16 protein-coding genes are annotated in these 24897 nt (G+C 71.3%); 3 read left to right on the top strand and 13 right to left on the bottom strand.

Going from position 1 to position 24897, the window contains the following annotated elements; all coding sequences use genetic code 11:
• Window positions 1-23: 23 nt before the first annotated feature.
• Window positions 24-641 carry a LysE/ArgO family amino acid transporter gene (locus tag FCN18_RS03385; protein WP_137093181.1) on the top strand — a complete coding sequence of 206 codons (618 nt, stop codon included), beginning with the start codon at window positions 24-26 and terminating at the stop codon, window positions 639-641.
• Here FCN18_RS03385 and FCN18_RS03380 read toward each other — a convergent pair.
• Genes FCN18_RS03380 through FCN18_RS03365 form a run of 4 tightly spaced genes read right to left on the bottom strand, consistent with a single transcriptional unit; the run spans window position 638 to window position 16694 of the window.
• Window positions 638-832 (bottom strand): MbtH family protein, encoded by a 195-nt coding sequence (locus FCN18_RS03380; RefSeq protein WP_137093179.1) that lies wholly within the window; start codon window positions 830-832, stop codon window positions 638-640. The genes FCN18_RS03385 and FCN18_RS03380 overlap by 4 nt on opposite strands.
• The gene (locus tag FCN18_RS03375) at window positions 829-14271 is read right to left on the bottom strand and encodes a non-ribosomal peptide synthetase (RefSeq protein ID WP_137093176.1); all 13443 of its coding nucleotides are present in this window, start codon (window positions 14269-14271) and stop codon (window positions 829-831) included. The genes FCN18_RS03380 and FCN18_RS03375 overlap by 4 nt, the downstream gene beginning before the upstream one ends.
• 19 nt (window positions 14272-14290) lie before the next feature.
• Window positions 14291-15331, bottom strand: a complete 1041-nt coding sequence (locus FCN18_RS03370) for an iron-siderophore ABC transporter substrate-binding protein (protein ID WP_112266401.1) — start codon at window positions 15329-15331, stop codon at window positions 14291-14293.
• A gap of 25 nt (window positions 15332-15356) precedes the next feature.
• Window positions 15357-16694: a lysine N(6)-hydroxylase/L-ornithine N(5)-oxygenase family protein gene (locus FCN18_RS03365; protein ID WP_112266399.1), complete on the bottom strand. Its 1338-nt coding sequence runs from the start codon at window positions 16692-16694 to the stop codon at window positions 15357-15359.
• Window positions 16695-16862: 168 nt separating this feature from the next.
• On the opposite strand from FCN18_RS03365, the gene FCN18_RS03360 reads away from it, so the two are divergent.
• Window positions 16863-17804: a methionyl-tRNA formyltransferase gene (locus tag FCN18_RS03360; protein WP_112266397.1), complete on the top strand. Its 942-nt coding sequence runs from the start codon at window positions 16863-16865 to the stop codon at window positions 17802-17804.
• A gap of 149 nt (window positions 17805-17953) precedes the next feature.
• Here the strand turns inward: FCN18_RS03360 and FCN18_RS03355 are convergent, their stop codons facing one another.
• From FCN18_RS03355 to FCN18_RS03330, 6 genes are all read right to left on the bottom strand, one after another.
• Window positions 17954-18967: an NADP-dependent oxidoreductase gene (locus tag FCN18_RS03355; RefSeq protein ID WP_113642637.1), complete on the bottom strand. Its 1014-nt coding sequence runs from the start codon at window positions 18965-18967 to the stop codon at window positions 17954-17956.
• On the bottom strand, window positions 18964-19410 hold the full coding sequence (locus FCN18_RS03350) for an SRPBCC family protein (RefSeq protein WP_112266393.1): 447 nt from the start codon (window positions 19408-19410) through the stop codon (window positions 18964-18966). Before FCN18_RS03350 ends, FCN18_RS03355 begins: the two co-directional genes overlap by 4 nt.
• A gap of 17 nt (window positions 19411-19427) precedes the next feature.
• A complete protein-coding gene (locus tag FCN18_RS03345) occupies window positions 19428-19967 on the bottom strand; it encodes a YbaK/EbsC family protein (protein ID WP_112266391.1) in 540 nt (179 codons plus the stop codon).
• A 28-nt stretch (window positions 19968-19995) separates the two neighbouring features.
• Window positions 19996-20292, bottom strand: a complete 297-nt coding sequence (locus FCN18_RS03340; RefSeq protein WP_112266389.1) for a DUF2516 family protein — start codon at window positions 20290-20292, stop codon at window positions 19996-19998.
• A 240-nt stretch (window positions 20293-20532) separates the two neighbouring features.
• Window positions 20533-21216: a hypothetical protein gene (locus FCN18_RS03335; protein WP_112266387.1), complete on the bottom strand. Its 684-nt coding sequence runs from the start codon at window positions 21214-21216 to the stop codon at window positions 20533-20535.
• A gap of 5 nt (window positions 21217-21221) precedes the next feature.
• Window positions 21222-21671: a helix-turn-helix domain-containing protein gene (locus FCN18_RS03330; protein ID WP_112266385.1), complete on the bottom strand. Its 450-nt coding sequence runs from the start codon at window positions 21669-21671 to the stop codon at window positions 21222-21224.
• A 107-nt stretch (window positions 21672-21778) separates the two neighbouring features.
• On the opposite strand from FCN18_RS03330, the gene tgmC reads away from it, so the two are divergent.
• On the top strand, window positions 21779-22918 hold the full coding sequence (tgmC, locus tag FCN18_RS03325) for an ATP-grasp peptide maturase system methyltransferase (protein ID WP_112266383.1): 1140 nt from the start codon (window positions 21779-21781) through the stop codon (window positions 22916-22918).
• Here tgmC and FCN18_RS03320 read toward each other — a convergent pair.
• Genes FCN18_RS03320 through FCN18_RS03310 form a run of 3 tightly spaced genes read right to left on the bottom strand, consistent with a single transcriptional unit; the run spans window position 22857 to window position 24856 of the window.
• Window positions 22857-23522, bottom strand: coding sequence for an AAA family ATPase (locus tag FCN18_RS03320; RefSeq protein WP_199542827.1), 666 nt, complete (start codon window positions 23520-23522; stop codon window positions 22857-22859). The genes tgmC and FCN18_RS03320 overlap by 62 nt on opposite strands.
• Window positions 23523-23532: 10 nt before the next feature.
• Window positions 23533-23940, bottom strand: a complete 408-nt coding sequence (locus FCN18_RS03315; RefSeq protein WP_112266379.1) for a TFIIB-type zinc ribbon-containing protein — start codon at window positions 23938-23940, stop codon at window positions 23533-23535.
• Window positions 23933-24856, bottom strand: coding sequence for a LysR substrate-binding domain-containing protein (locus tag FCN18_RS03310; RefSeq protein ID WP_228713603.1), 924 nt, complete (start codon window positions 24854-24856; stop codon window positions 23933-23935). Before FCN18_RS03310 ends, FCN18_RS03315 begins: the two co-directional genes overlap by 8 nt.
• Window positions 24857-24897: the final 41 nt, after the last annotated feature.

Here is a 24897-nt window from a genome sequence, read left to right as displayed (position 1 = left end):
AGGAGCTCGACAGCCACGCGACCGTGACCGCCGCGCTACTCGCGGGCCTGGTCGCCGGTTACGGCATCGCCATTCCCGTTGGCGCTGTCGGCGCGTACCTCGTCGCGCTCACCGCGCGCACCTCGCTGCGCGTCGGCGTGAGCGCCGCGCTCGGCATCGCGACCGCGGACGGTGTCTACGCGCTCGCCGCCGTGCTCGGCGGGTCCGCCCTCGCGGAGCTGATCGAGCCCATCACGGTGCCGCTGCGCTGGGCTTCGGCGATCGTGCTCGTCGCCATCGCGGCGGCCGTCGCCGTCTCGGCGATCCGGCGGCACCGGGAGCTCGGCGAGCCCGCCGAGGTCCGGGCGACATCGGCGGCGCGGGCCTACGCGAGCCTGCTCGGCATCACCGTGCTCAACCCGGCGACGATCGTCTACTTCGCCGCGCTCGTGCTCGGTGACGTCACGACCATCGCGGCGCACCCGGCCACCGCGACCGCGTTCGTGCTCGCCGCCTTCGCCGCCTCCGCGAGCTGGCAGCTGCTCCTCGCGTGCGGTGGCGCCGTGCTGGGCCGCGCCGTCACGAGCCCTCGCGGGCGCCTCGGCACGGCCCTGTTGTCGAGCGCGGTGGTGACGGCGCTCGCACTGAACCTCGTCGTCTAGCGAATGCTCGCCGGACGCAGGTCGGTCCAGTTCTCCTCGACGTAGGTGAGGCACGCGTCGCGGGTGTCCTCCCCGAACACGATCCGCCAGCCCGCCGGAACGTCCACGAACGACGGCCACAGCGAATGCTGCTCCTCGTCGTTCACGAGCACGTAGTAGCGGCCGTCCGGGTCCTCGAACGGGTTGGTCACGATTGCCTCCTTGTGAACTCTTCCAGAACGGTGCGCAGCTCGCCGGCGAGCCGTTCGACGGTCGCCGCGGTCAGCACACCGGTCGCGTAACCGAGATAGCAGTGCACCTCACCCTCGCCCTGCGGCTCGTAGAAACTCAGGGTGAGGTCCGCCTTCGCGACGCCCGTCGGCACAGCCACCAGCTCGCCGTGCCCGCCCTCCAGTTCGGAGAGCCGGGCCTGCTCGTGGTGCACCATGAGCACCCTCGGCCGCCAGCCGAGCGCGTTCGCGACGTCGTCGAAGGGCACGTCCTGGCGATCGAGCGCGGCGAGGTTGGTCCGCCGCACGCGCGCCAGCAGTTCGGGGACGCTCGGCGAGCCCGACACGTCCGTGCGGAGCACCACCGTGTTGAAGAAGCACCCGACGAGATCGGTGAGCGCCTCCTCGGTGCGGCCCGCGACGATCGTGCCGATCGGCAGGTCCGTTCCGGCTCCGTTCGCGGCGAGCACCGTGGTGAACGCCGCCTGCAGCACCATGAACATGCTGGCGCCATTGGCCCTCGCGGTCCGGTCGATCGCGGCGTGCAGTTCGGCGTCGAGCACGAACGGCACCACCCCCGCGCCACCGTCACCGCGTCCGCCTTCGCCGGGCAGCACCAGAGGCGGGGCGTCGCGCAGCGTCTCCCGCCAGTAGTCGAGCTGGGCCCGCCCCACCTCGGCTCGCAGCTGTCCGGACCACCGCGTGTAATCGGCGTAGGTCACCGGGAGCGGCTCCCACGCCGGTTCCTCCCCCGCCGATCGGGCCGCGTACGCGGTGCTGAGGTCCCGCATGAGCGGCACCACGGACCACTCGTCGACGGCAAGGTAGTGCATGGTCAGCAACAGGGCCTGTTCGGACTCGGCCTTCAGCAGGTGGATCCGCACGCCGGGCTCGTCGGGCCGCTGCGCCGCCAGCTCTGCCAGCCGTGCCTCGACGTCCACAACGGACTCCGCCATCAGCTCCGGTGGCTCACCGAGCCGCTGGCACCCGCCTTCGAACCGCGTGCGGAGCGGCTCGTGCCGCAAGGCCACGTCCTTCCACGCCGCCGCGAGCGCTTCGGCGTCGAAGCCGTCGCGCGAGCGCAGGGCGAGCGCGTGGTCGAAGCCGGGGTGCTCGCGGTGCAGTTTCCACTGCCAGCGCTGCACTGGCGCGAGCGGAACCGTCGCGGGACGTTCCCGGTGCACCAGTGCCGGCCGGTGCCGCGATCCCCCGGCCAGCTTGCCCGCGATCCCGGCGACGGTCGGCGCGTCGAAAACGTCCCTGATCGTCAGGTCGACCCCGAACGCCGAGCGGATCCGGCCCAGCAGCCGCATCGACGACATCGAATGCCCGCCCAGCTCGAAGAAGTCGTCGTGCACGCCGACGTCGTCCAGCCCGAGGATCTCGCCGAACAGCCCCGCGAGCACGCGCTGTTCCTCCGTCGCCGGGCGCGCGTCGCCCGTGAGCGACGCCCAGTCCGGCGCGGGAAGGGCGCGCCGGTCGAGCTTTCCGTTGGGCGTCAACGGAAGCGGGCCGTCGAGTCGCATCACGAGCGCCGGGATCATGTACTCCGGCAGCCGGGCACGCAGGTGCTCGCGCCAGTCGATGTCCTCGTCCGCCACGACATAGCCGGCCAGCCGCACGATGTCGCCCTTGCGGTCGGCGACAACGGCCGCCTGGCTGACGCCGGGGTGCGCGGTGAGCGCTGCCTCGATCTCGCCGAGCTCGATGCGGAAGCCGCGGATCTTCACCTGGCCGTCCACGCGGCCGAGGAAGTCCAGGTTCCCATCGGATCGCCAGCGCGCCCGGTCACCGGTGCGGTACATCTGGGAACCCGGAGCCCCGAACGGATTCGCCACGAACCGTTCCGCCGTGAGCCCGTGCCTGCCGAGGTACCCGCGGGCGAGTCCCCGGCCCGCCACGTACAGCTCGCCGACCACGCCCGGCGGCACCGGGCGCAGGTGCGCGTCGAGCACGTAGCAGACGGTGTTGGGGTCGGGGACGCCGATCGGCACCGGCCCCCGCCAGCCCTGCTTCGCGGGCCACAGCGTGGAGTTGACGGTCGCCTCGGTCAGCCCGTACGCCGCGATCAGGTTCAGCTTGCCCGCCCAGCGGTCGATCAGGTCCGGCGGCACGGTCTCGGTGCCGACCAGGATCGTCGACCCGCGCGGCAGCTCGGCCTCCGGCGGCAGCGCCGACACCAGCGACGGCGGCAGGATCAGGTGCGTCACCGCCTGCTCGCGCAGGAAGTCGGTGAGCGCCGTGCCCGCGACGCGCGCCTCCTCCGGGATCAGCACGAGCCGCCCGCCGTGACACAGCGCCATCGCCAGCTCGAACACGAACACGTCGAAGCCGATCGAGGCGAACTGCAGCACGTGCGAGGTCGGTTCGAGGCCCATGCGGTCGACAGCGGTCGCGACGAGGCTAGCGATGCCGTCGTGCGGCACGACGGTGCCCTTCGGCTTGCCGGTGGAGCCGGACGTGTAGATCACGTACGCCGCCTGGTCCAGCGAAGGCGCCGGAACGTCCACATCGGATCCGTCGCGGTCGATCTCGCCATCCAGCAACAACATCGGTGCGACGTCTGGGATCCGGTCCGCCACCGCCGGCGTGCCGACCACGAGCCGCGCGCCCGAGTCACCGATCAGGTAGGCGAGCCGCTCGGTCGGGTGTGTGAGGTCCAGCGGGAGGAACGCCGCGCCGAGCTTCACCGTCGCGAGCACCGTGGCGATCGTGTCGACCGACCGCGGCACGGCGACACCGACCACGCTCTCCTCGGCGACGCCGTGCTCGGCGAGCAGCCGCGCGATGCGGTTCGCCCGCTCGTTGAGCTGCGCGTACGTCATCTGGCGGTCGCGCTCCACCACGGCGACGGCCTCCGGCTGCTCGGCGACGTGCCGGGCGAACAGCTCCGGCAGCGACGCCTCGTCGACCACGCGCCCGGTGGCGTTGAAGCCCTCCAGAACCAGGTGCCGCTCGTCGTCGGTGAGCACGTCGACCTCAGCGATCCGCGACCGCGGTCGCTCCGCGACGGCGTCGACGAGCCTGCCGAGCCGCTCGCCGAGCCGCTCCACGGTCTCGGCGTCGAACAGTTCGGTGCTGTACTCGATGCGGCAGCTGACGCGCCCGGTGTCGAACCGCTCGGTGAAGCTGAACACGAGGTCGAACTTCGCCGTCTCGGTCGCGTACGGCACGAACTCCGCGCGCAGGCCGGGCAGCGTCAGCTCCCCGCCCGTGCGGCCGTGGTAGCCGACCATCACCTGGAACAGCGGGTTGCGCGAGAGCGAGCGGGCCGGGTTGAGCCGCTCCACGACGGCCTCGAAGGGCACGTCCGCGTGGGAGAACGCGGCGAGGTCGGTCTCCCGCACCCGCCGCACCAGCTCGGCGAAGCTCGGTGAGCCGGAAAGGTCGGTGCGCAGCACGAGCGTGTTGACGAAGAAGCCAACGAGGTCGTCGAGCGCCTCGTCGGCCCGGCCCGCGATGGGCGCGCCGAGCGGGATGTCCTCACCCGCGCCAAGGCGGTGCAACAGCGCCGCGACGGCCGCGTGCAGCACCATGAACATGCTTGCGCCGGTGTCCTGCCCGAGCGCGCGCAGCCGCTCGCACGTCGCTGGGTCCAGCTCGATCTCGAGGTCCGCGCCGCTGAACGTCGGTCGGGCGGGTCGTGACCGGTCGGTGGGCAGCTCCAGTTCCTCGGGGGATCCGTCCAAGGTGGACTGCCAGTAGGCGAGCTGATCCTCGCCGACCACGTCGAGCAGTCGCCGCTGCCACAGCGCGTAGTCGGCGTACTGCGCCGGCAGGGGGCTCCACTCCGGTGCGGTTCCCGCGGTGCGTGCGGCGTAGGCGGCGGAGAGATCGCGCAGGAACGGACGGTCGGACCACTCGTCGGTGGTGATGTGGTGCAGCAGAAGCACCACCACGTGGTCGTCGGCGGCGAGCCGCGCGATCGTGCACCGGATCGGCAGCTCCGTGGCCAGGTCGAACGGCCGAGCCACGGCCTCGCGCACGAACTCGCTCAGCGCCTGCTCGGTGGTTTCGCGAACCTCCACCGCCGGCTGGGCGTCCTCGACCACACGTTGGAAGGGCACGCCGTCGCGCTCGGTGAACACGGTGCGTAGTGCCTCGTGCCGGGTGACGACGTCCTCGAGCGCCGCCCGCCACGCGTCGAGGTCCAGCGCCCCGCGCAGGCGGACCACGAGCGGGAAGTTGTAGGCGGCGGAGGTCTCCGCCATGTTCTGGATGACCCACAGCCGTCGCTGCGCGGCGGAAGCAGGCAGCTCGGCGGGCCGGTCCTCGGCGGCGGTGAGCGCGGGCCGCGCGGGCCCACCGATCCGGCTCACCAGCTCGGCCACGGTCGGAGCCTCGAAAAGGTCGCGAATGGACAGTTCCGCGTCCAGTGCCGTGCGGGCCTTGCTCACCAGGCGCGTCGCGAGCAGCGAGTGCCCGCCGAGGTCGAAGAAGCTGTCGTCGATGCCGACGCCCTCGGCGCCGAGCAACTCGGCGAACAGCTCGCACAGCACCTCTTCCTCGTGGTTGCGCGGTGGCCTGCTCTCCCGCCCGGCATCGAGTGATGGGGCGGGCAGTGCCTTGACGTCGAGCTTGCCGTTGACGGTCAACGGCAGGTGGTCGACGGTCACGACCGCGGCCGGAACCATGTAGTCCGGCAGGCGTGCCTTGAGGTGCTCGCGCCAGTCGAACTCGCCATCGGCCACGACGTAGCCGACGAGGCGCTGTCCGTTGACGACCACGGCGGCGTGGGTGACGGCCGGGTGGTCGGCGAGCGCGGCCTCGACCTCGCCCAGCTCCACACGGTAGCCACGGATCTTCACCTGGTCGTCGGTGCGGCCGAGGAAGTCGATGACCCCGCTGCCCGGCCGCTGCCGCACGAGGTCCCCGGTGCGGTACATGCGGCCCGGTGCATAGGGGTTCGCCACGAACCGCTCCGCTGTGAGCCCCGGCCGGTTGTGGTAGCCGCGGGCGAGGCCCACGCCCGCGATGTAGAGCTCACCCGGGGTGCCGGGCGGTACGGGCCGCAGGAACGGGTCGAGGATGTAGGCGCGCGTGTTCCAGATGGGCTTGCCGACTGCGGGTGTCGGGCTGTCCGCTGTGGACGCGCCGAGGGTGTTGATCGTGTACTCGGTTGGCCCGTAGAGGTTGTAGCCGTAGGTGCCTTCGGTGTGCGCGAGCGTGTTCCACACGGCGTCGGAAACGGCCTCGCCGCCGAGCAACACGAGCGGCGGCACGTGGCCCTCGAGCAGGCCCTCCTCCAGCAGCAGCTGGGCGTACGTGGGTGTCACGTTGACGACGTCGATGCGGTGCTCATCGCAGTAGGAGACCAGCGCCTCGGCGTCGCGGCGCAGCTCCTCGTCGCAGACGTGCACCTCATGGCCCTCCACGAGCCACAGCAGCTCCTCCCACGACATGTCGAAGGCGAACGACACCGTGTGCGCGATGCGCAGCCGCCGCCCGCCCGCCGATTCGATGGCGGGCGCGAAGATCGCCTCCCGGTGGTTGAGCTGCATGTTCGTGAGCCCGCGATACGGCGTGACCACGCCCTTGGGCCGCCCGGTGGAGCCGGACGTGTAGATGACGTATGCGGGGTACTCCAGCCGTCCGGCGGCACCCTTGGCGAACCGAGACGAAAGCTCGTGGTCCCCGATCGGCTCCCCGGACACCCTCCGCAACTCCTCGACCACGTCCACGTGATCCAGCAGGACCCTGAAACTTCCCCCAAGGCCACCTTGGTTGCGTTGAACGCAACAAAGGTGGCCTTGGGGGGCGTCGAGCGGGGGCACGGTGGTTGCGGTGAGTAGGCAGAGGGGGTTCGTGTCCTCAAGCATGTGGGTGAGGCGCTCTGCGGGGTGGTCGAGGTCGAGCGGCAGGTACGCCGCGCCGGTGCGCAGCACCGCGAAGAGGGCCACCACCATGTCGATCGAGCGCGGCAGCGCGAGCGCCACCACCTGCTCCGGACCCGCGCCGCGCGCCAGCAGCAGCCGGGCCAGGCGGTTGATCCGCTCGTCCAGCTCGGCGTAGGTCAGCCGCTCGTCGCCGAACACCAGGGCCGTCTCGCCCGGCCTGCGCGCGGCCTGCGCGGCGAGCAGATCCGCGATCGTGTCGTCGCCGATCGGCCGCTCCGGCTGCCCGCGCAGCTCGGCGCGCTCGGCCTCGGTCAGCAGGTCGAGCGACGCGACCGGGGCCGTCACGTCGGCGGCGAGCCGTTCCAGCACGGTCGTGAACCGCTCCAGCACGCGACCCGCCTCGGCGGCGTCGAAGATGTCCGGTCGCGCGGCGAGGGTGACCCGCAGCCGTTCCTCCGGCGTCACGATCAGCGTCAGCGGGAAGTGTGTGCCATCCACATTGGACACCGACGTGATGCCATGCAGGTCGTGCAGCTGGGCCAGCCGCTCCTCACCATCGGCCGTGCGCAGCACGAACAGCGTGTCGAACAACCGCCGGTGCCCGGCCTCACGCTGCAGCTCACCGAGCCCGACGTACTCGTACGGCATGAGCGCCGCCCGTTCCGACTGCAGCCGCCGCAACAGCTCCAGCACCGACTCGCGCGGCTCGAACCGCACCCGCGAGGGCACGGTGTTGAGGAACATGCCGATCACGCTCGTCACGTTCGGCACCTCGGCCGGCCGACCCGCCACGACGGCGCCGAACACCACGTCCGGCCGCCCGACCATGCCCGACAGCACCAGTCCCCACGCCGCGCTGAGCAGCGTGTGCAGCGTCAGCCCGTGCCGGCGGGCCTCCTCGCGCAACCGGTCGCTGGTCTCCCTCGGCAACAGGGCGTCGTAGTCGGCCGGGATCACCGGGTCGCCGCCGCGGTCGGCCGAGGCGACGAGCGTGGGCTCCGCCAGCCCGCGCAGCGCCTGCCGCCAGGCCAGGAGCGCCTGCCCGGAGTCCTGCTGCCCGAGCCACGCGAGGTAGTCGCGGTACGAGCCCGGCGCGGGGAGCCCGGTGTCGTCGCCGGCCCGCTCGTAGAGGGCGAACAGCTGCTCCAGGAACAGCCACGCCGACCAGCCGTCCCACAGCACGAGGTGGTGTGTCACGACGAGCCGGTCGCGCCCGCCGGGCAACCGGAGCAGCAGCAGACGGCACAGCGGCGGGCTGGTGAGGTCGAACCGCCGCCGCCGGTCCTCGGCGAGCAGCCCGTCGAGGTCCTCCGGCCGCTCGGTGAGGTCCACCTCGGTCAGCGGCACTTCGGCACCGGTCACGATGAACTGCACCGGCCTCGGCAGCCCGTCACTGGCGAACCCGGCGCGCAGGCTCGGGTTGCGCGCCAGCAGCGACGCGCACGCGGCCCGCAGCCGGTCGGCGTCGAGCCGGTGGTCGAAGTCGAGCGACTCCTGCGACTGGTAGACGTCCACACCCTCGGCGTCGTACGTCGCGTGGAAGTACAGGCCCTCCTGCAACGGCGAGAGCGGCCACACGTCCTCGACGTCGGGCGCGGGCAGGCTCCTCCGCTCCGGCTCGGTGAGCTCAACGCTGCCCAGCTCGGCGGGGATCTCCCGCACGCCGTCCCCGGCGTGTGCCGCGAGCGCGGCGGGGGTCCGGTGCTCGAAGACATCCCTCGGCGAGACGTCGAGCCCGCGTTCCCGCGCCTGCGCCGACACCGCGATCGAGGTGATGCTGTCGCCGCCGAGCACGAAGAAGTCGTCGTCGACGCCCACCTCGGGCAGGCCGAGCACCGCCGCGACGATGTCGCACACGATCCGTTCCCGTTCGGTCCGGGGCCGCCGCGACGGCAGGGAGGACACAGTCACCAGTTCCGGTGCGGGCAGGGCGTTCTGGTCCAGCTTGCCGCTCGGCGTCAGCGGCAGGTCGTCGAGCACCACGAGCCCGCTCGGCACCATGCTCGCGGGCAGCTCCGCCTCGAGTGCCTCGCGCCACGCCTCGACAGCGGGCTCCCCGGACGGCACGACGTAGCCGACGAGCGCGCCGTCGCGGGCGACCACCGCGGCCCGCGCGATTCCGGGCAGCCGCGAGAGCGCGGACTCGATCTCGCCCAGCTCCACGCGATTGCCGCGGATCTTCACCTGCCGGTCGGTGCGCCCTAGGTACTCGATCGCCCCGTCGGCGCGCCGACGTCGGACCAGGTCGCCGGTGCGATAAAGGCGGCCGTCACCATACGGATTCGCCACGAACCGCGTCGCCGTGAGACCCGGCCGGTCGTGGTAGCCGCGCGCGAGCTGCACGCCCGCGAGGTACAGCTCACCGGGCACGCCGTCTGGCACGGGGCGCAGGAACTCGTCGAGCACGTACAGCCGCGTGTTCCACACCGGCCACCCGATGGGCACCGAGGCCCCGTCCGCGTCACCCTCGAACGGGAACCACGTGACGTCCACGGCGGCCTCGGTGGGCCCGTAGAGGTTGTGCAACGGCACCCCGGTCAGCTCCCGCCAGCGCGTCGCCGACTCGACCGGCAGCGCCTCCCCGCTGGAGAACACCCGCCGCAGGCTCGCTGCCCATCCGGCGTCCTTCACCACCTGCAGGAACGCGGCGAGCATCGACGGCACGAAGTGCAGCGTGGTGATGCGCTCGTTCTCGATCAACGAGGCGAGGTAGGCGGGGTCACGGTGACCGTCCGGGCGCGCGAGGACCACGGCCGCGCCCTCGAGCAGCGGCCAGAAGAACTCCCACACCGACACGTCGAAGCTCGACGGCGTCTTCTGCAGCACGCGGTCGTCGGCCGCGAGCCCGTAGTGCCCCTGCATCCACGCGAGCCGGTTGACGATCGCGCGGTGGGTCACCACCACGCCCTTGGGCCGCCCGGTGGAGCCGGACGTGTAGATCAGGTACGCGGGCTCGTCGGGCTTCGCGGTGACAACGGGTGAGTCGGCGACCGTCTCGTCCTCGCCGAGCACCACCCGCTCGATGTCGCCCGGCAGCTCCGTGCCCGGCAGGGTCACGGCGAGCCGCGCGCCGGAGTCGGCGAGCATGAAGGCGATGCGCTCGGCGGGGTAGTCGAGGTCCACCGGCAGGTACGCGGCGCCGGACTTGAGCACGCCCAGCAACGCGACCATCAGCTCGGCCGAACGCGGGACGGCCACGGCGACCAGCGACTCCGGAGCCGCTCCCCTGGCCCGCAACCTGCGGGCGAGCGCCTCGGCGCGGGCATCCAGGTCCGCATAGGACAGTCGCGTGTCCTCGAAGACCACGGCCGTGGCGTCCGGGGTGCGGGCCACCTGGTCCGCGAACAGCGACGCGAGCGTGCCATCGGGCACCGGATGGTCGGTCCGATCGGCGGTGGAGAGTTCAGCCTCCGTGCGAAGGTCGAGGTCGGCGACCCGCCGGTCCGGCTCGGTGAGCGCGGCGAGCACGCCGAGGTAGCGGTCGGCGATCTCGCGCGCACCGGCCTCACCGATGCGGTGCTTGAGCTCCAGTCGCAGCCGCTTCCCGGGGTGCGCTACGAGCGCGAGCGGGTAGTGCACGGCGTCGCGCACCTCCACGCCGGTGAACAGGCCCGGTTCCGAGTGCGCGGGCTGGTTCTCCACCACCACGAGCGTGTCGAACAGCTCGCCGGTGCCGCGCTGGAGGTCGGCGAGGGCGACGTGCTGGTGGTCGAGCAGCGCGGCCTGCTCCTGCTGCCAGCGCTCCAGTGCCGTGCCGAGCGAGTCACCGCCTCGCAGGCGCAGCCGCGCGGGCACGGTGTTGATGAACAGGCCCACCGCCGACTCGATGCCCTCGAGGTCGATACCCCGGCCGGAGACGGTGCTGCCGAACACCACGTCGGACCGGCCGGTGAGCCCGCTCAGCAGCAGGCCCCACGCGCCGTGCACCAGCGTGCTCAGCGTCAGCCCGCGGGAACGGGCCACCTCGGTCAGCGCGTTCGTGAGGTCCTCGGGGACGTCCACGACGACGCTGCCCGGCTCCTCAGCCGCGTGCTCCACAAGGCGGGTCGGTTCCACATCGGACAGGGCGGAACGCCAGGCGACCAGCGCCGCGTCGTGGTCGCGGTTCGCCAGCCACGCGAGGTACGGCCGGTGATCGGGCGCGGGCGGGAGATCGTCGGCGGCGACCTCGCGGAGCATGACCGACACCGACCACCCATCGGCGACGATGTGGTGCAGCGTGAGCACCAGTCGCGTGCCGCCCACCAGGGTGGCGCGCAGCAGCGGCGGCTCGGCGAGGTCGAAACCGTCGGCGCGGTCCGCTTCGAGCGCCGCCTCCAGTTCGGGCGCCTCTCGCCACGGCAGTTCCACGTGCTCGGGGATCCGCTGAACCACGCGGCCGTCGGGCAGCTGACGGAACCCGGCCCGCAGCAGCGGATGCCGGTCGAGCAGCCGCTGCAGCCTCGCCCGGAGCACCGAGGGGTCGACGCCCTCGGCGAGGTCGAGCACCTCCTGCACCACGTAGGAGTCGGTCTCGTCGAATCGCGAGTGGAAGTAGAACCCGCTCTGCAACGACGACACGGGCAACGCTGTGTCGTCCATGCCGTCCAGCTCCACCTCGCCCACCCGCGAGGGGGCTCCCGCGACCCCGGCGAGCGCGGCGACCGTGCGGTGGGCGAAGACGTCGCGGGGCGTCAGGGCCAGGCCGGCCTTGCGGGCCTCGGCGACGAGTCGGATCGCGACGATCGAGTCTCCGCCCAGCTCGAAGAAGCTGTCGTGCACGCCGACGCTCGGCAGGTCGAGAATCTCCGCGAACAGCGTGGCGAGCGTGCGTTCCCTCGGCGTCGTGGGTGCGGTGCCGCCCGCTAGGCCCGTCCAGTCGGGTGCGGGCAGCGCGGCCCGGTCGACCTTGCCGTTGGGCGTCAAAGGCAGCTCGTCGAGGCGCAGCACCACCGTGGGCACCATGTACTCGGGCAGGCTCTCCGCGACGAACGCCTTCGCCGCCTCGGGCTCCGCGTCGCCGACGACGTAGCCGACGAGGCGCCGGACCCCGCGATGGTCCTCACGTGCGACGACGGCGGCCTGCGCCACCTCGGGATGGCTCAGCAGCGCCGACTCCACCTCGCCGGGTTCGATGCGGTAGCCGCGGATCTTGACCTGGTTGTCCGAGCGCCCCAGGAAGTCGAGGTTCCCATCGGCACGCCACCGCACCCGGTCACCGGTGCGGTACATCCGGGCGCCCGGCGGGCCGAACGGGTCGGCCACGAACCGCTCCGCCGTCAGCGCGTGCCTGCCGCGGTAGCCGCGGGCGAGGCCCCGGCCGCCGACGTACAGCTCGCCGATCACGCCCACGCCCACGGGCCGCAGCGACGAGTCGAGCACGTAGGCCCTCGTGTTCGGGTCCGGTACACCGATCGGCACCGCGCCGAGCCAGTCCTGCTCCGCCTGCCACAGCGTCGAGTTGACGGTCGCCTCGGTCAGGCCGTACGCCGCGACCACGCGCATCCGCTTGGCCCAGCGCGTGATCAGCTCCGGCGGCACGGTCTCGGTGCCCACCACGAGCACGCCGCCCTCGGGCAGCTCGCACTCGGCCGGCAGCGCGGCGACCAGCGACGGCGGCAGGATCATGTGCGTGGCGCCCTGCGCGGTCAGGTATTCCGTGAGCTCGGGGCCCGCGACGCGCCGCTCGGTTGGCACGACGATGCTCCGCCCGCCGACGCACAGCGACATCGTGAGGTCCCACACGGCGACGTCGAAGCCGACGGAGGCGAACTGCGCGACGCGGCTCGTGGCGTCCACGCCGAGCCGCGCGATCGCGGTCTGGACGAGACTGCCGACGCCCTCGTGGGACACGACGACGCCCTTCGGCCTGCCCGTCGAGCCGGACGTGTAGATCACATAGGCGGCCTGGTGCAGCGCGATCGGCAGGCCCAGGTCACTGTCGTCGTACGCGGCCAGCCGTTCGTGATCCACAGTGGACAGTACGAGCTTGGCTCCCGCGTCGGCCACCATGTAGTCGAGCCGCTCGCGCGGGTGGTCGGTGTCCAGCGGCAGGTATGCCGCTCCCGCCTTGAGCACGCCGAGCAGTGCGACCACCAGATCCGCCGAGCGGGGCAGCGCGACGCCGACCACGTCCTCCGCGCCGACACCCCGGGTGCGCAGCGAGCGGGCGAGCCGGTTGGCCGCGGCGTTCAGCTCGGCGTAGGTGAGCCGCTCGTCCTCGCACACCACCGCGACCGCGTCCGGTGTGCGACGCACCTGCCGCTCGAAGGCATCGGGCCAGGTCAGCTCGTCGACCTCGCACTCGTCGGCGCCGAGGCCCTCGAGCAGGCGGGTGCGTTCCTCCGAGGGCAACAGCTCGATCGCGCCGAGCGGGCGCCCCGGACCCGCGACCATCGCGTCGAGCACGGCGAGGAACCGGCGCTCGTGCTCGGCGAGCTCGGCGTCGTCACACGCGCCGTCCAGCTCGATCAGCAGGCCGTAGTCGGCCCAGCGCTCGCAACACGTGATGGAGAGGTCGGTGACGGGGCCGAGCGCCAGGTCGCGGAAGTCGGCGGCGGCACCGGCGAACGTGAGGTCCCTGCCGAAGCTGATGAAGTTGGCGGTGGGTCCGATGAGCTGCGCGAGCCCGTCGGCGAATCCCAGCTCGCGGGCGAGGTCCTCGCCTCGGTAGCGGCCGTGTGCCGTGAGCGCGGCGATGCCCTCGTCCACGGCGGCGATCAGGTCCGAGGGCGTGGTCCACGGCCGCACGGTGAGCCGCAGCGGCAGCACGTTGGACGCCATGCCGGGCACCACGCGCGTCTCCGGCTCGGGCCGCGCCGCCACCGGTACGCCGAGCACGACGTCGGAGGCGCCCGTGGCGCGGTGGGTGTAGGCGGCGACGGCCGCGAGCGCAACGCGAGACAGCCGCTGTCCACACCGGACGCCCAGCTCGCGCAGGGCGTCGGTGCGCTCGCGGGACAGCTCGACCGTCCGGCGGCGCACCTCGGCGCCGGGCGCGCGGTCCAGCAGCCGTGCTGGCTCCGGCCGGTCGGCGAATCGCTCGTGCCAGAAGGACCGGTCCACTGTGTACCGCTCGGATCCGCGGTACGCGGCGTCCGCGTCGGCGAGCGCCGACAGCGGGCCGAACCGGTGCCCCTCGGCCCCCGCGTAGAGGTCACCCGCCCGCTGCGTGACGAGCAGACAGCCGTAGGCGTCCATCACCAGGTGGTGGTAGCGCTGGTACCACCAGACCCGCTCGCGGAGCAGCAGCAGCGCGTGGGCGAACACCGGGCCGTGTTCGAGATCGGTGACGGCCCGCCGCTCGCGGCGCATCCACTCGGTCGCCGCGGCGGCGGGATCGGCCTCACCGCGGAAGTCGAGCACGCGCGGCGCCGGGTCCGCCGGCGCCGGAAGCTGCCGGGGCGTTCCCCCGACGTCGGCGAAGCGCACGTGCACGCTCTCGGTCTCCGCGATCGCCTTAGCCACGGACGCGGAGAGCCGGTCGAGGTCCACCTGGCCCGTGATCTCCAGATACCAGGCGATGTTGTAGACCGGATCGTCCGGCGCGATCTGCTGGGCAAGCCAGATTCCGGACTGAGCACTGGTGAGCGGAACACCCGACATCGGGGGGAACGCCTTTCGACTACGAGTCGGCGGTCAGCCGAGGCACCATCTGATCGATGGCGTACGGGATCGACAACACGGTGTTGAACGAGAACGCGGCGCCGATGTCCGGGTTCTCGTACGGCACGAACAGGTCGCGGCCCTCCTGGTGCACCTTCAGCTTCTGGTACAGCGGCTCCGCCTTGATGCGGTTGTTCGCGTCCTCGCTGGAGGTGACCCACACGAGCCGGTCGACGTCGAGCACGGTGAGCCGCTCGGAGCTGAACTCAGCGGCGTTCATACCCTGCTCGGCCATCCGGTCGATCTCGTCCTTCAGCTTGAAGCCCATCTCCCTGAAGAAGATCGCCTTCGGGTCGGTGCTCGTGAAGGCGGCGTAGGTACCGGCCTGGAAGCTGTCGGCGACGGCGATGGTCTGCTGCGCGAATTCGGGGTGGTTGCGGCGCACCTCCGCGTAACGCTGGTCCATCTGCTCGATGAGCTGGTTCATCTTGTCTTCCTGGCCGAGCGCCTTGCCGATCGGGCGCGCCATGTCCTGCCACGGCGCCGCGTAGTCCGGGTACTTCTTCGGCTGCGCGACCACGGGGGCCAGCTCGGACAGCGTGTCGTACTGCTGCTTGGTCATGCCCGAGTACTGCGCGATGATCACGTCGGGGTTGAGGTTCGCGACCGCTTCCATGTTGTAGCTGTCGCGCTCGCCGACGATCGTGGGCTTCGTGTCGCCCCACAGGTCCTTCGTCCACGGCCACTTGCCGTAGGGGCGCTCCTTGAACCAGTCGACCACGCCGACCGGCTTGACGCCCAGTGCCAGCACGGCGTCCTGATCGGACAGTCCGAGCGTCACCACCCGCTCGGGCTTCTCGGTGATCTCCGTCTTGCCGTACTTGTGCTCGATGGTCACCGGGAACGCGCCGCTCTGGGCCGCGGGCGACGAGTCACCGGCGTTGCCGGAGCCGTCACCGGAGCTGCCACAACCGGCCAGCACCACACCCAGCACCAGCGCCAGCAACGCCGCCGGCAGGCGCACCCGCGCCTTCGCGGGCCTGAGGGAAATGGGGGACATCGGGGCTACCTTCCTGTTTTCTTCCTCATGCGGACCGTGGTCCGCTCACCGCGTACTCCGCGGCAGGCTTGTCGGTTCCCCCAGTGGCGCGCCTGCCGACGATCGAGCGAAGGATGTCGCCCGACCGCACGGCGTTGTTGGACAGCAGCGACGACGTGATGCCGTGCGTGTGCTCGGTTCCGCCGCCCTGCAGGTAGATCCCGCCCCTGATCGCGGGCGCGGTGCCGAGCCGGTAGTCACGCTCGACCCTCGGCCTGCCCTCCTCGTCACGGAGGCAGTGCGTGGCGAGGTCGCCGAGCAGCGCCGAGACGTCACCGCAGCGGTAGCCCGTCGAGTAGACGACGATGTCCGCGTCCAGCACGGTCTTCTCGCCCGAGGTGAGCGACTCGATCGTCGCGCGCACGCCGTGCTCGTTCTCCACGATCTCCACGGGGCGCGACACGTTGAAGATGCGCAGCCGCTCGTTGCCGAGCACCTTCTCCCGGTACAGCCGCCGGTAGAGGTCGTCGATGAGGTCGAGGTCGACCACGGAGTAGTTGGTGTTGGCGTGGTAGCCCATGATCCGCTGCTTGACCTCGTCCGGCGCCGCGTAGAACTCGTCGACCGACTCGGGGTCGAAGATGCGGTTCGCGAAGGCGCTGTCGTCGGACGGGCTGTAGCCGAAGCGGGAGAACACCGAGCAGACCTCGGCCTTCGGGAACCGCTCGTGCAGGAACGCCGTCACCTCGGCCGCGCTCTGTCCCGCACCCACCACGACGAACCGGGACGCCTCGTCGACCTCGTCGATCCGGTGCAGCAACTGGCTGTTGTGCCAGACGCGGTCCGACACCTCGACCCCTTCGGGAAGGTACGGCCGAAGTCCCGTCGCCAGTACGAGGTTGCGCGCGCGGTAGACCTCACCGTCGCCTGCCACCACGTCGAAGTAGGCCACGTCGCCGCCGTCGTACACCGGTCGCACCGCGACCACCTCGTGGGCGTACGAGACCATGTCGTCGACCCGCGCGGCGGCCCACTCGAAGTAGTCGTGGAACTCGACGCGCAGCGGGAAGAGGTTCTTGTGGTTGACGAAATCGATCAGCCTGCCCTGTGCGTGCAGGTAGGACAGGAAGCTGAAGTCGCTGGCCGGGTTGCGCAGGGTGACGAGGTCCTTGAGGAACGACACCTGCATGGTGGCGTCCTCGATGAGCATTCCGCGGTGCCAGCCGAATCGTTCCTGCCGTTCCAGGAAATGAGCGGTCACCGTGTCGGAAGTGCCCGAATTGTGCTCGGCCACCGCGATCGCCAGCGCCAGGTTGGACGGTCCGAAACCCACTCCTACCAGGTCGTAGACCGGTGTTCCCTCCTGCAGCTCTGCCTGTGACATACCTGTCCCATCGCCGATTTCCAGCCAGACGCAGGCAACCCTAACCTAACTTAGGTGTGCCTCAGTTAGTCTTTTCGAGGGTGATCCTCATCCCCCGCTCAGCCCTTGCTTTGTTAGGCAAGCCTTGCTTCACTAAGGCCGTTTGCCGTCGAGGACACGGAGGGGCCGATGCGGGTCGTCATGTTCGGTTACCAGACGTGGGGCCACCGGACCCTGCGGGCGTTGCTGGACTCGGAGCACGAGGTGGCACTCGTCGTCACCCATCCGAAGTCCGACCACGCCTACGAACGGATCTGGGCCGACTCCGTCGCCGAGCTGGCCACCGAGCACGGGGTGGAGGTGGTGCTGGCGAACCGGCCCGACGACGCGCTCACCGCCAGGCTGCGCGAGGTCCAGCCCGACCTCATCGTGGCCAACAACTGGCGCACGTGGATTCCACCGGAGATCTTCACGCTGCCCACGCACGGCACGCTGAACGTGCACGACTCGCTGTTGCCCGCCTACGCGGGTTTCTCGCCGCTCATCTGGGCGCTCGTCAACGGCGAGCGGGAGGTCGGCGTCACCGCCCACATGATGGACGGGGAGCTGGACGCGGGCCCGATCGTGCTCCAGAAGGCCGTCGAGGTCGGGCCGCGCGACACCGCGACGGACCTGTTCCACAAGACCGTCGACCTCATCGAGCCCGTTGTGTCCGAATCGCTCGCGTTCATCGCGGCGGGTCGCACCGACTGGACCCCGCAGGACCGGACGAAGGCGAGCTTCTTCCACAAACGGTCCCTCGAGGACAGTCGCATCGACTGGACGTGGCCCGCCGCCGACATCGAGCGGCTCGTCCGCGCGCAGTCGGACCCCTACCCCAATGCGTTCACCTTCTACAAGGGCGAGCGCATCCGGGTGCTGGAGGCGTCAGTGTCGCAGGGCCGCTACGGCGGCACGCCGGGCCGCGTGTTCATCCCGGAGGGCAAGGGCGTGGTGATCGTCGCCGGCGCCGACGCGCGGTTCGGGCGGAACCACGGTCTCGCGATCGAACGCGTGCGGACCGACGACGGCACCGAGTACGCGGCCACGGACTTCTTCACGAGGATGGGCGGCTACCTCACGTCGCACTGAAGGCCTTCCCAGCCTCGGGCTCGCGTGGGCAGCCCAGCTGCGGTGAAGGCCACCATGCCTGCGTGGAATCAAACGCAGCGGCGCGGAGCGCCTCCGGTTGGGTGGTGGTGGGAGACGGGCGGGCGCAGGCATGGTGGCCTTCACTGCGGTCAGCGGGGAGGTGCCTGGAGGCGGACGAGCATCTTGCCCGTGTTGGCCCCGGCGAGCAGGTCGAGGAACGCCTGCGGGGCGTTGCGGATGCCGTCCACGACGGTCTCGGAGTACTTGAGCCTGCCGTCCGTGACCATCGGGGCGACCTCGGCGAGGAACTCCGGACGCAGGTGCTGGTGATCGCCCACCAGCATGCCGCGCATGGTAAACCGCTTCGCGATGATCTGGGAAAGGTTGCGCGGCGCGGGAGTCGGCTCGGTGGCGTTGTACTGCGAGATCATGCCGCACACCACGATCCGGCCGTGCAGGTTCAGCGAGTCGATCGCGGCTTCCAGGTGCTCGCCGCCGACGTTGTCGAAGTACACGTCGATGCCGTCGGGAGCCGCCTTGGCGAGCTGGTCCGTCACCGGCGCGTCCTTGTAGTTGAACGCCGCGTCGAAGCCCAGCTCCTCGGTCAGCCAGCGCACCTTCTCCGCCGAGCCCGCGCTGCCGATCACGCGCTTCGCGCCCCTGGCCCTCGCGAGCTGTCCCGCCACGGAACCCACCGCGCCGGCGGCACCGGACACGAACACGGTGTCGCCCTCGCGCAGCCCAGCCACGTCGAACAGGCCCGCGTAGGCCGTGAGCCCGGTCAGCCCGAGCACGCCGAGGTACGCCGTGACGGGTGCGGCGTCCGGGTCGACCTTGGCCGCGTGCTTCGGCTCGAGCACGGCGTGGGTGCGCCAACCGAGGCCGTGCAGCACCGTGTCGCCGGGCGCGAACCCGTCCACATCGGACTCCACGACCTCGCCGAGCGCGCCGCCGTGCATGACCTTGCCGACCTCGTACGGCGGCGCGTAGGACTTGGCCGAGCTCATCCGCCCGCGCATGTACGGGTCGACCGACAGCCACGTGTTACGCACCAGCAGCTGCCCCGGTCCCGGCGCGGGCACGTCGACCTCGGCGAGGTCGAAGTTCTCGAGCGTCGGCGCGCCGTGCGGGCGCGACGCCAGCCGGATCTCGATCGCACTCATGAGCTCTGCCGCACCTCCCGGTCGAGGTTGGCGAGCACCGAGTCGTAGATGCGCTTGAGGCCGCCGGGCGCGAAGGTCTTCTCGAAGAAGCCACCGATCCCGCCCGCGCCCTCCCACGTGGTCTCGATGCGCACGAGACTGCGCGGGCCCGCCTCCCGCACCGTCCACGTCGTGACCATGCTCGAGTTGGCGTCGGTCTCGACGAGCGTGCCCGGCTCCGGCTCGCTGACGGTGGCCGCGACGTCGCGCACCCTCTTGGACGTGGCCTGCAGCTTCCACTTCGCGGTGGTGCCCTCGCCCGTGCCGCCCTCGGTGACCTCGTAGTCGCGGTACTGCTCGGGGAGGATCTTCGGCCTGGTGTCGGAGTAGTCGGCGACGAGCTGGCGCACCTTGTCGGCGGGCGCGTCGATCGTGCGCTCAGCGGTGGCCGTGACCTTGCCCATGGGAATCCCTTCTCGGATCAGTTGGCGAGTCCCTCGATCACCTCGGCGCCGGGCAGCGAGGCCAGCAGCGTGCCGGTGACCAGGAGCTTGCTTCCTCGGATGCCGCTGCCGATCACCAGCTCCGGTGAGTCGGCAACGGCCTTGTCCACCAGGATCGGCCAGCCCTCGGGCAGCCCGATCGGGGTGATGCCGCCGTACTCCATCCCGGTGAGCTCGGTGGCCTCGGCCATCGGCGCGAACGAGGCCTTGCGGACGTCGAGCCTGCGCCGGATGACGTTGTTGACGTCGGCGCGGGTGGTGGCCAGCACCATGGCGGCGGCGTAGCGGGCCTCCCCGCCCCGCTTGCCCGCCACGACGACGCAGTTGGCCGAGGCCGACAGCGGGGAGGAGTAGGCGGCGCAGAACTCGGCGGTGTCGGCGAGGCCGGGGTCGATCTCGGCGAGCCCCACCGGCTCGGAGATCGCGGTGAGTGCCTTGGCGACCGGCTCCGCGACGAGGTCGGTGCGCTGCGCGGCAGGCACCACGGTCAGTGTTCCAGCGATGCTCCAGTTGCTCACGAGAGCAACGGTACTCAGCGTCCCGGCGTCACCAGCTCTGGCCGCCCCGCTGCACCTCGATCAGCTTGGGGCGGACGTCGACGAGGTAGACGAGCGAGGCGACGATTCCCGCCAGCCAGAAGATCATGCCGGCACCGTAGAAGCCGAACAGCAGCATGGCGGCGGTCGACCCGCCGGTGATGGCGAGCCAGACAGGCTTGGTCATGCGGTCGGCCGCGGTGTAGGCGTCCGATCTCTGCAGGAGGGCGTGGGCGAACGCGACCAGGCCAGCCAAGGTCCCGGCCCAGTCGATGACCCAGACGATCCATAGCGCGAGGAGCGGCACCCCACCAGACTACGTCAGCGGCTCAACCCGGCCAGGGCGTGTCCGGTGACCCACGCCTCTCGAGCGGGGACCGGCGTGGTGCCCGGCGAGGCGGAGGGCAGGCGGCACCGGGCGTCCCCGGCCTGCCCGGCAACGTGGCCGGCCGCCACGCCGGGCCTCGCGCGCCAGGCAACGGGCGTTGCCGGAAACGCCAGTGCCCCGGCACCCACCTGGCGGGTACCGGGGCCCTGCGACGTGCGGTTACTTGGTGTTGTTCTTCGGCGCGGTGCTGCCGCCCGCCGGCTTCTTCGCGGCCGTGCTGGTGGTGCGCCGGGTGGTCGCGGTGCGCGGCGTCGCCTTGGTGGTGGTCTTCGGCGACGCGGGCGAGGCCTCCTCGATCTTGTCGGCCACGTCACTGCTCACCTGCTCGACCTTGGCGGCGGCGTCCTCGACCTTGATCGCGGCCTCCTCACCGGCTTCGCGAGTGCGGCCGGTCACGCGGGAGAGGACCTCGTCGACGCGCTCCCGCACGTCGTGGGAGAGCTCGTCGACCCGGCCCTGCGCGGTCTGCAGAGCCTCCTCCAGCTGCTCCACGTTCTTCTTGACCTGCGGCTGGGCGAGGAACTTCTCCCACGTCTGCTCACCGGACTCGGCGAGCTTGTGGTACAGCTTCAGCGCGGCCTCGGTGTACTCGTCGAGCAGCTTGCGCAGCTCGGCCGGGTCGAGGCGCTCGCGCAGCGTGTCCACGTCGGAGGGCAGCTCCTCGATGTTGCGACGGGCGACCTCGCTGCTCTCGTTCACGCGCTCCTTGGCCTTGCCCACCGCGTCGGTGACGGCCTGGCTGGCGAGCTGGCCCGCGCCCAGCGCGGCCAGCAGGGAGGTCTTGACCTGCTCGAAAGCGGTGTTGAGGATCTTGCGGACGTCCTCGGAACTGGCATTCGCCATCGTGCTCACTCCTTGAGTTCGGGTTCGTTCTCGGTCTCGGCTTGCTCGGCTGCGCTCTGGCTGTTCTGGCTGTTCTGCCTTCGGAACGACTCGTACACGTCCAGCAGCACCTGCTTCTGGCGCTCGGACAGCTCGGCGTCGGCGCGGATCGCGTCCGGCACCGGCCCCCCTGCCGGCAGGTCGAGAATCCCCGCCTGCACGTAGAGCGCCTCCGCCGAGATTCGCAACCCCTTGGCGATCTGCTGCAGGATCTCCGCACTCGGTTTGCGGACCCCGCGTTCGATCTGGCTCAGGTACGGGTTGGAAACGCCCGCCAGCTTCGACAGCTGTCGCAGGGAGATCTTGGCGGTGTTGCGCTGCTGGCGGATGTAGGCGCCGATGTCGCGGCCCAGGTCGGCCACCTTGTCGATCGGCCCTGTCGCACCGTTGCCATCCACCGGTGGTTCTTCGGTCAAGCTCCGTGCCACCTCCTTGCGACACCACCAACGGTACGCGCGAGTGCTAGCTATTGCAAGCACTCTGCTTGCAGCCACTCGATCGTCGCAAGCACTACTCTTACGAGATGAGCTCCGCGGCTCGAGAGCGAAGACGCCTCGCGGAACGGCTCCGCCGCGATGGCGCACTGACCGATCCCTGGTGGATCGACGCTTTCCGCCGGGTGCCCCGGCACGTCTTCCTCCCCCGGTTCTTCGTCCCGAAGGGGCCGCTCTGGGCCGCGCTCGACCGCGACGACCCCGGCTGGCTCACCACCGTCTACTCCGACAGCGTGCTCGTGACCCAGCTCGACGACGACCCCGAGCGCTGGACTGTCGCCCGCCGCGAGGGCCCGGTGACCGGCACGCCGACGTCGTCGTCGAGCATGCCCGCGATCATGGCCGTGATGCTGGAGGAGCTGCGGGTACGCGACGGCGACCGCGTGCTCGAGATCGGCACCGGCACCGGGTACAACGCCGCACTGCTGTGCCACCGCCTCGGAGACGCGAATGTGTCCACAGTGGACATCGACCCGGCACTGTCGCTCGCCGCGAAGGCCGCGCTCGCCGCGATCGGCTACGCACCGGAGTGCGAGGTCGCCGACGGTGAGAAGGGGTTCGAACCGGGCGCGCCCTACGACCGCGTGCTCTGCACGTGCTCGGTCTCGCACATCCCGCCCGCGTGGCTTGAGCAGACGCGACCGGGCGGGCTGGTGCTGACCACGCTCAACCGCCCGATCGGCGCGGGGCTGATCCGCCTCGTCGCCGGCGAGGGCGCGACGGGCGAGGGCGAGGTGCTCGCCCGCGACGGCCGCTTCATGCCCATGCGCGCGCACCGGCTCGCCGACAGCACCGCGGTACTGCGCCATCGCGGGCCGCCCTCCGCGAAGGGTGTGACCACGCTGTCGCTGGACACGGTCCTGGACCCGGCGAGCCCGTTCGAGTTCTTCGTGAGCCTCGAACTGCCCGGCGTCACGGCGGCGTTCGACCCGGACGGCGGGGACACGTGCTTCCTCGTGCACCCCGACGGCTCGTGGGCAGGCCACCGCACGGTCAACGACGAGTTCCTGGTGGAGCAGGGCGGCAGGCGCAGGCTGTGGGACCTCGTCGAGCACGCCTACGAGCGCTGGCGGTCGCTCGGCCGCCCGGCGCGCGAGGAGTTCCGGGTCAGCGTTTCAGGGCAGCGCCAGGAGATCCGCTTCGGCGAGCAGCGCTGGCCACTCGCCTGACCCACGCGGCGACGTGGTCCACGGCGGCTTCCAGCGGGGCGTCGGTGGTGTCGAAGAGTGCCACCGGAGGGGACATCGTCGCCGCCTCGGCGCGCAGCCAGTCGTTGAACTCCAGCATCTCGGCGATGCGCGGCTCGTCCCATTCGCGCCACGCCGGCCTCGCCCGCAGCCGCGCGGTGAGCACCTCGGGCTCGGCCACGAGCGCGAGGTAGTGGATGCCGGAGAAGAACACCCGCTCCGGCAACGGTTCGAACTCGGGCGGCACCACCGTGCCGCACAGCACGACGGGCCGCCCGTTCTGGTGGATCATCGCGGCCATCCGCAGCCACGTGGAGCGGAACAGGGGATGCCCGTCAACGTCGTCGCGGAGGCCGCCGGTCCACAGCACGTCCTGCTCCAGCACAACGGCCTCGCCCGCGAGGCGCCGCGCGAGCGCGGGCCCCACGGTCGACTTGCCGCCGCCACTCGGGCCGGTCAGCGCGAAGAGGGGCAGCCGATGGAACGCCCAGCGGTGCTCGCACCGCAGGCACACCAGCCGCCCCTGCTCCACGGTCGGAACGTCGGCACGGTCGCCGCACCCCGGGCAGATCTTCAGGTCGAGCAAGGTCGTTCGATCAGCCGAAGAGGTTCTCGATGAAGCTGCGCTTGCGGTGGCCCTTCCCGTGGCCGTAACCGTGCCCGCCGTAGGGACGCGGCGAGTCGCGGTACCCGCCGTGCCCGCCATGACCCCCGTACGGGCGCGGGGAGTCCCGGTAGTGGCCACCGCCGTGGCCGCGGTAACCACGGGGCGAGTCGGCGTAGTGCTTCGTCGGCCCGTGGCCGCCGGAGCCCTGGTACGGCGGCGGCGCACCAGCGGGACCTCCGTAGTAGGCGTTCTCCGCGCTGACGATCTGCTCCAGCTCACCGCGATCGAGGAAGATGCCGCGGCAGCCGTTGCACTGCTCGATGTGGATGCCGCTCTTGTCGACCGTCGTCATGTGGTTCTGGCACTTGGGACAAATCACGGATGACAGATTACGCATATCCGCCTGCCTCGGCGGCGATCCCGCGCAACGCCGCGAGCACGGCCGCGACGGGCGGTTGTCGCGCGCTGCCCGCCCTGACCGCCACGGACACCGTCCGCTCCACGCTCGGCTCGCTGACCTCGCGCAACACGACGTCGGCCGACAGCGACTCGAAGGCCAGCCTCGGCACGAGCGACACCCCGAGCCCGGCCTCCACGAGCGCGAAGATCACGGTGTAGTCGGAGCTGGTGAAGTCGAGCCTCGGCACGAACCCCGCCACGCCGCACGCCCGGCGCAACAGCTCGTGCAGGTCGTCGTCCCGGTCGGCTGCGATCCACGGTTCGTCGGCGAGCCGGGCCAGCGGGAGCGGGCCCTCGCCGTCGTCAAGGCCCGCGGGCAGCGCCGCGAGCAGCGGCTCCCGCAGCAGCGGCACCGTCTCCACGCCCGGGTCGCGCAGCTTCGGCAGGAGGCTGTAGCCGTAGACGAGCGCGAGGTCGACGTGGCCCGCCTTGACGGCGGCGACGGCCTCCGGCATCGGCAGCTCGGTGAGCCGGACCCGGAGGTCGGGGTGCTCGGCGCGGCAGCGCGCGATCGCTCCGGGCACGAGCGCCCTGGCCGCGGTGGGAAACGCCGCCAGCCGCAGCACCCCGCTGACGCTGGAGGCCAGTTCGGCGACGCCAGCCCTCGCCGCCTCCAGCCCGGCGAGGATGCCCTCGGTGTGCTCGACGAGCACGCGCGCGGCCTCGGTGAGCACGAGCGTCCGCCCGTCGCGGACGAGCAGCCTGCTGCCGACCTCGCGTTCCAGCAGGGAGAGCTGCTGGGACACCGCCGACGGCGTCAGCGAGCAGGCGCGGGCGGTCGCGGCGATCGTGCCGTGCTGTGAGAGCTCCCTCAGCAGCCGGAGCCTGCGCACGTCGTACAACTCGGCGGGCATGTAGAAAAACTAACTCCGACCCTGAGGAATCGTCACTGGTT

The sequence above is a fragment of the Prauserella endophytica genome (assembly GCF_005146945.1).
Classification (GTDB): domain Bacteria; phylum Actinomycetota; class Actinomycetes; order Mycobacteriales; family Pseudonocardiaceae; genus Prauserella_A; species Prauserella_A endophytica.
The sequence above is the reverse complement of the archived record's forward strand: the minus strand, read 5'-3'. Positions and strand labels throughout refer to the sequence as shown.

Coding starts and splice junctions, on each gene's coding strand:
- FCN18_RS03315 (WP_112266379.1), bottom strand. CDS start 23,940: ATGCGTAATCTGTCATCCGTGATTTGTCCCAAGTGCCAGAACCACATG.
- FCN18_RS03335 (WP_112266387.1), bottom strand. CDS start 21,216: ATGGCGAATGCCAGTTCCGAGGACGTCCGCAAGATCCTCAACACCGCT.
- FCN18_RS03365 (WP_112266399.1), bottom strand. CDS start 16,694: ATGTCACAGGCAGAGCTGCAGGAGGGAACACCGGTCTACGACCTGGTA.
- FCN18_RS03360 (WP_112266397.1), top strand. CDS start 16,863: ATGCGGGTCGTCATGTTCGGTTACCAGACGTGGGGCCACCGGACCCTG.
- FCN18_RS03310 (WP_228713603.1), bottom strand. CDS start 24,856: ATGCCCGCCGAGTTGTACGACGTGCGCAGGCTCCGGCTGCTGAGGGAG.
- tgmC (WP_112266383.1), top strand. CDS start 21,779: ATGAGCTCCGCGGCTCGAGAGCGAAGACGCCTCGCGGAACGGCTCCGC.
- FCN18_RS03370 (WP_112266401.1), bottom strand. CDS start 15,331: ATGTCCCCCATTTCCCTCAGGCCCGCGAAGGCGCGGGTGCGCCTGCCG.
- FCN18_RS03355 (WP_113642637.1), bottom strand. CDS start 18,967: ATGAGTGCGATCGAGATCCGGCTGGCGTCGCGCCCGCACGGCGCGCCG.
- FCN18_RS03375 (WP_137093176.1), bottom strand. CDS start 14,271: ATGTCGGGTGTTCCGCTCACCAGTGCTCAGTCCGGAATCTGGCTTGCC.
- FCN18_RS03350 (WP_112266393.1), bottom strand. CDS start 19,410: ATGGGCAAGGTCACGGCCACCGCTGAGCGCACGATCGACGCGCCCGCC.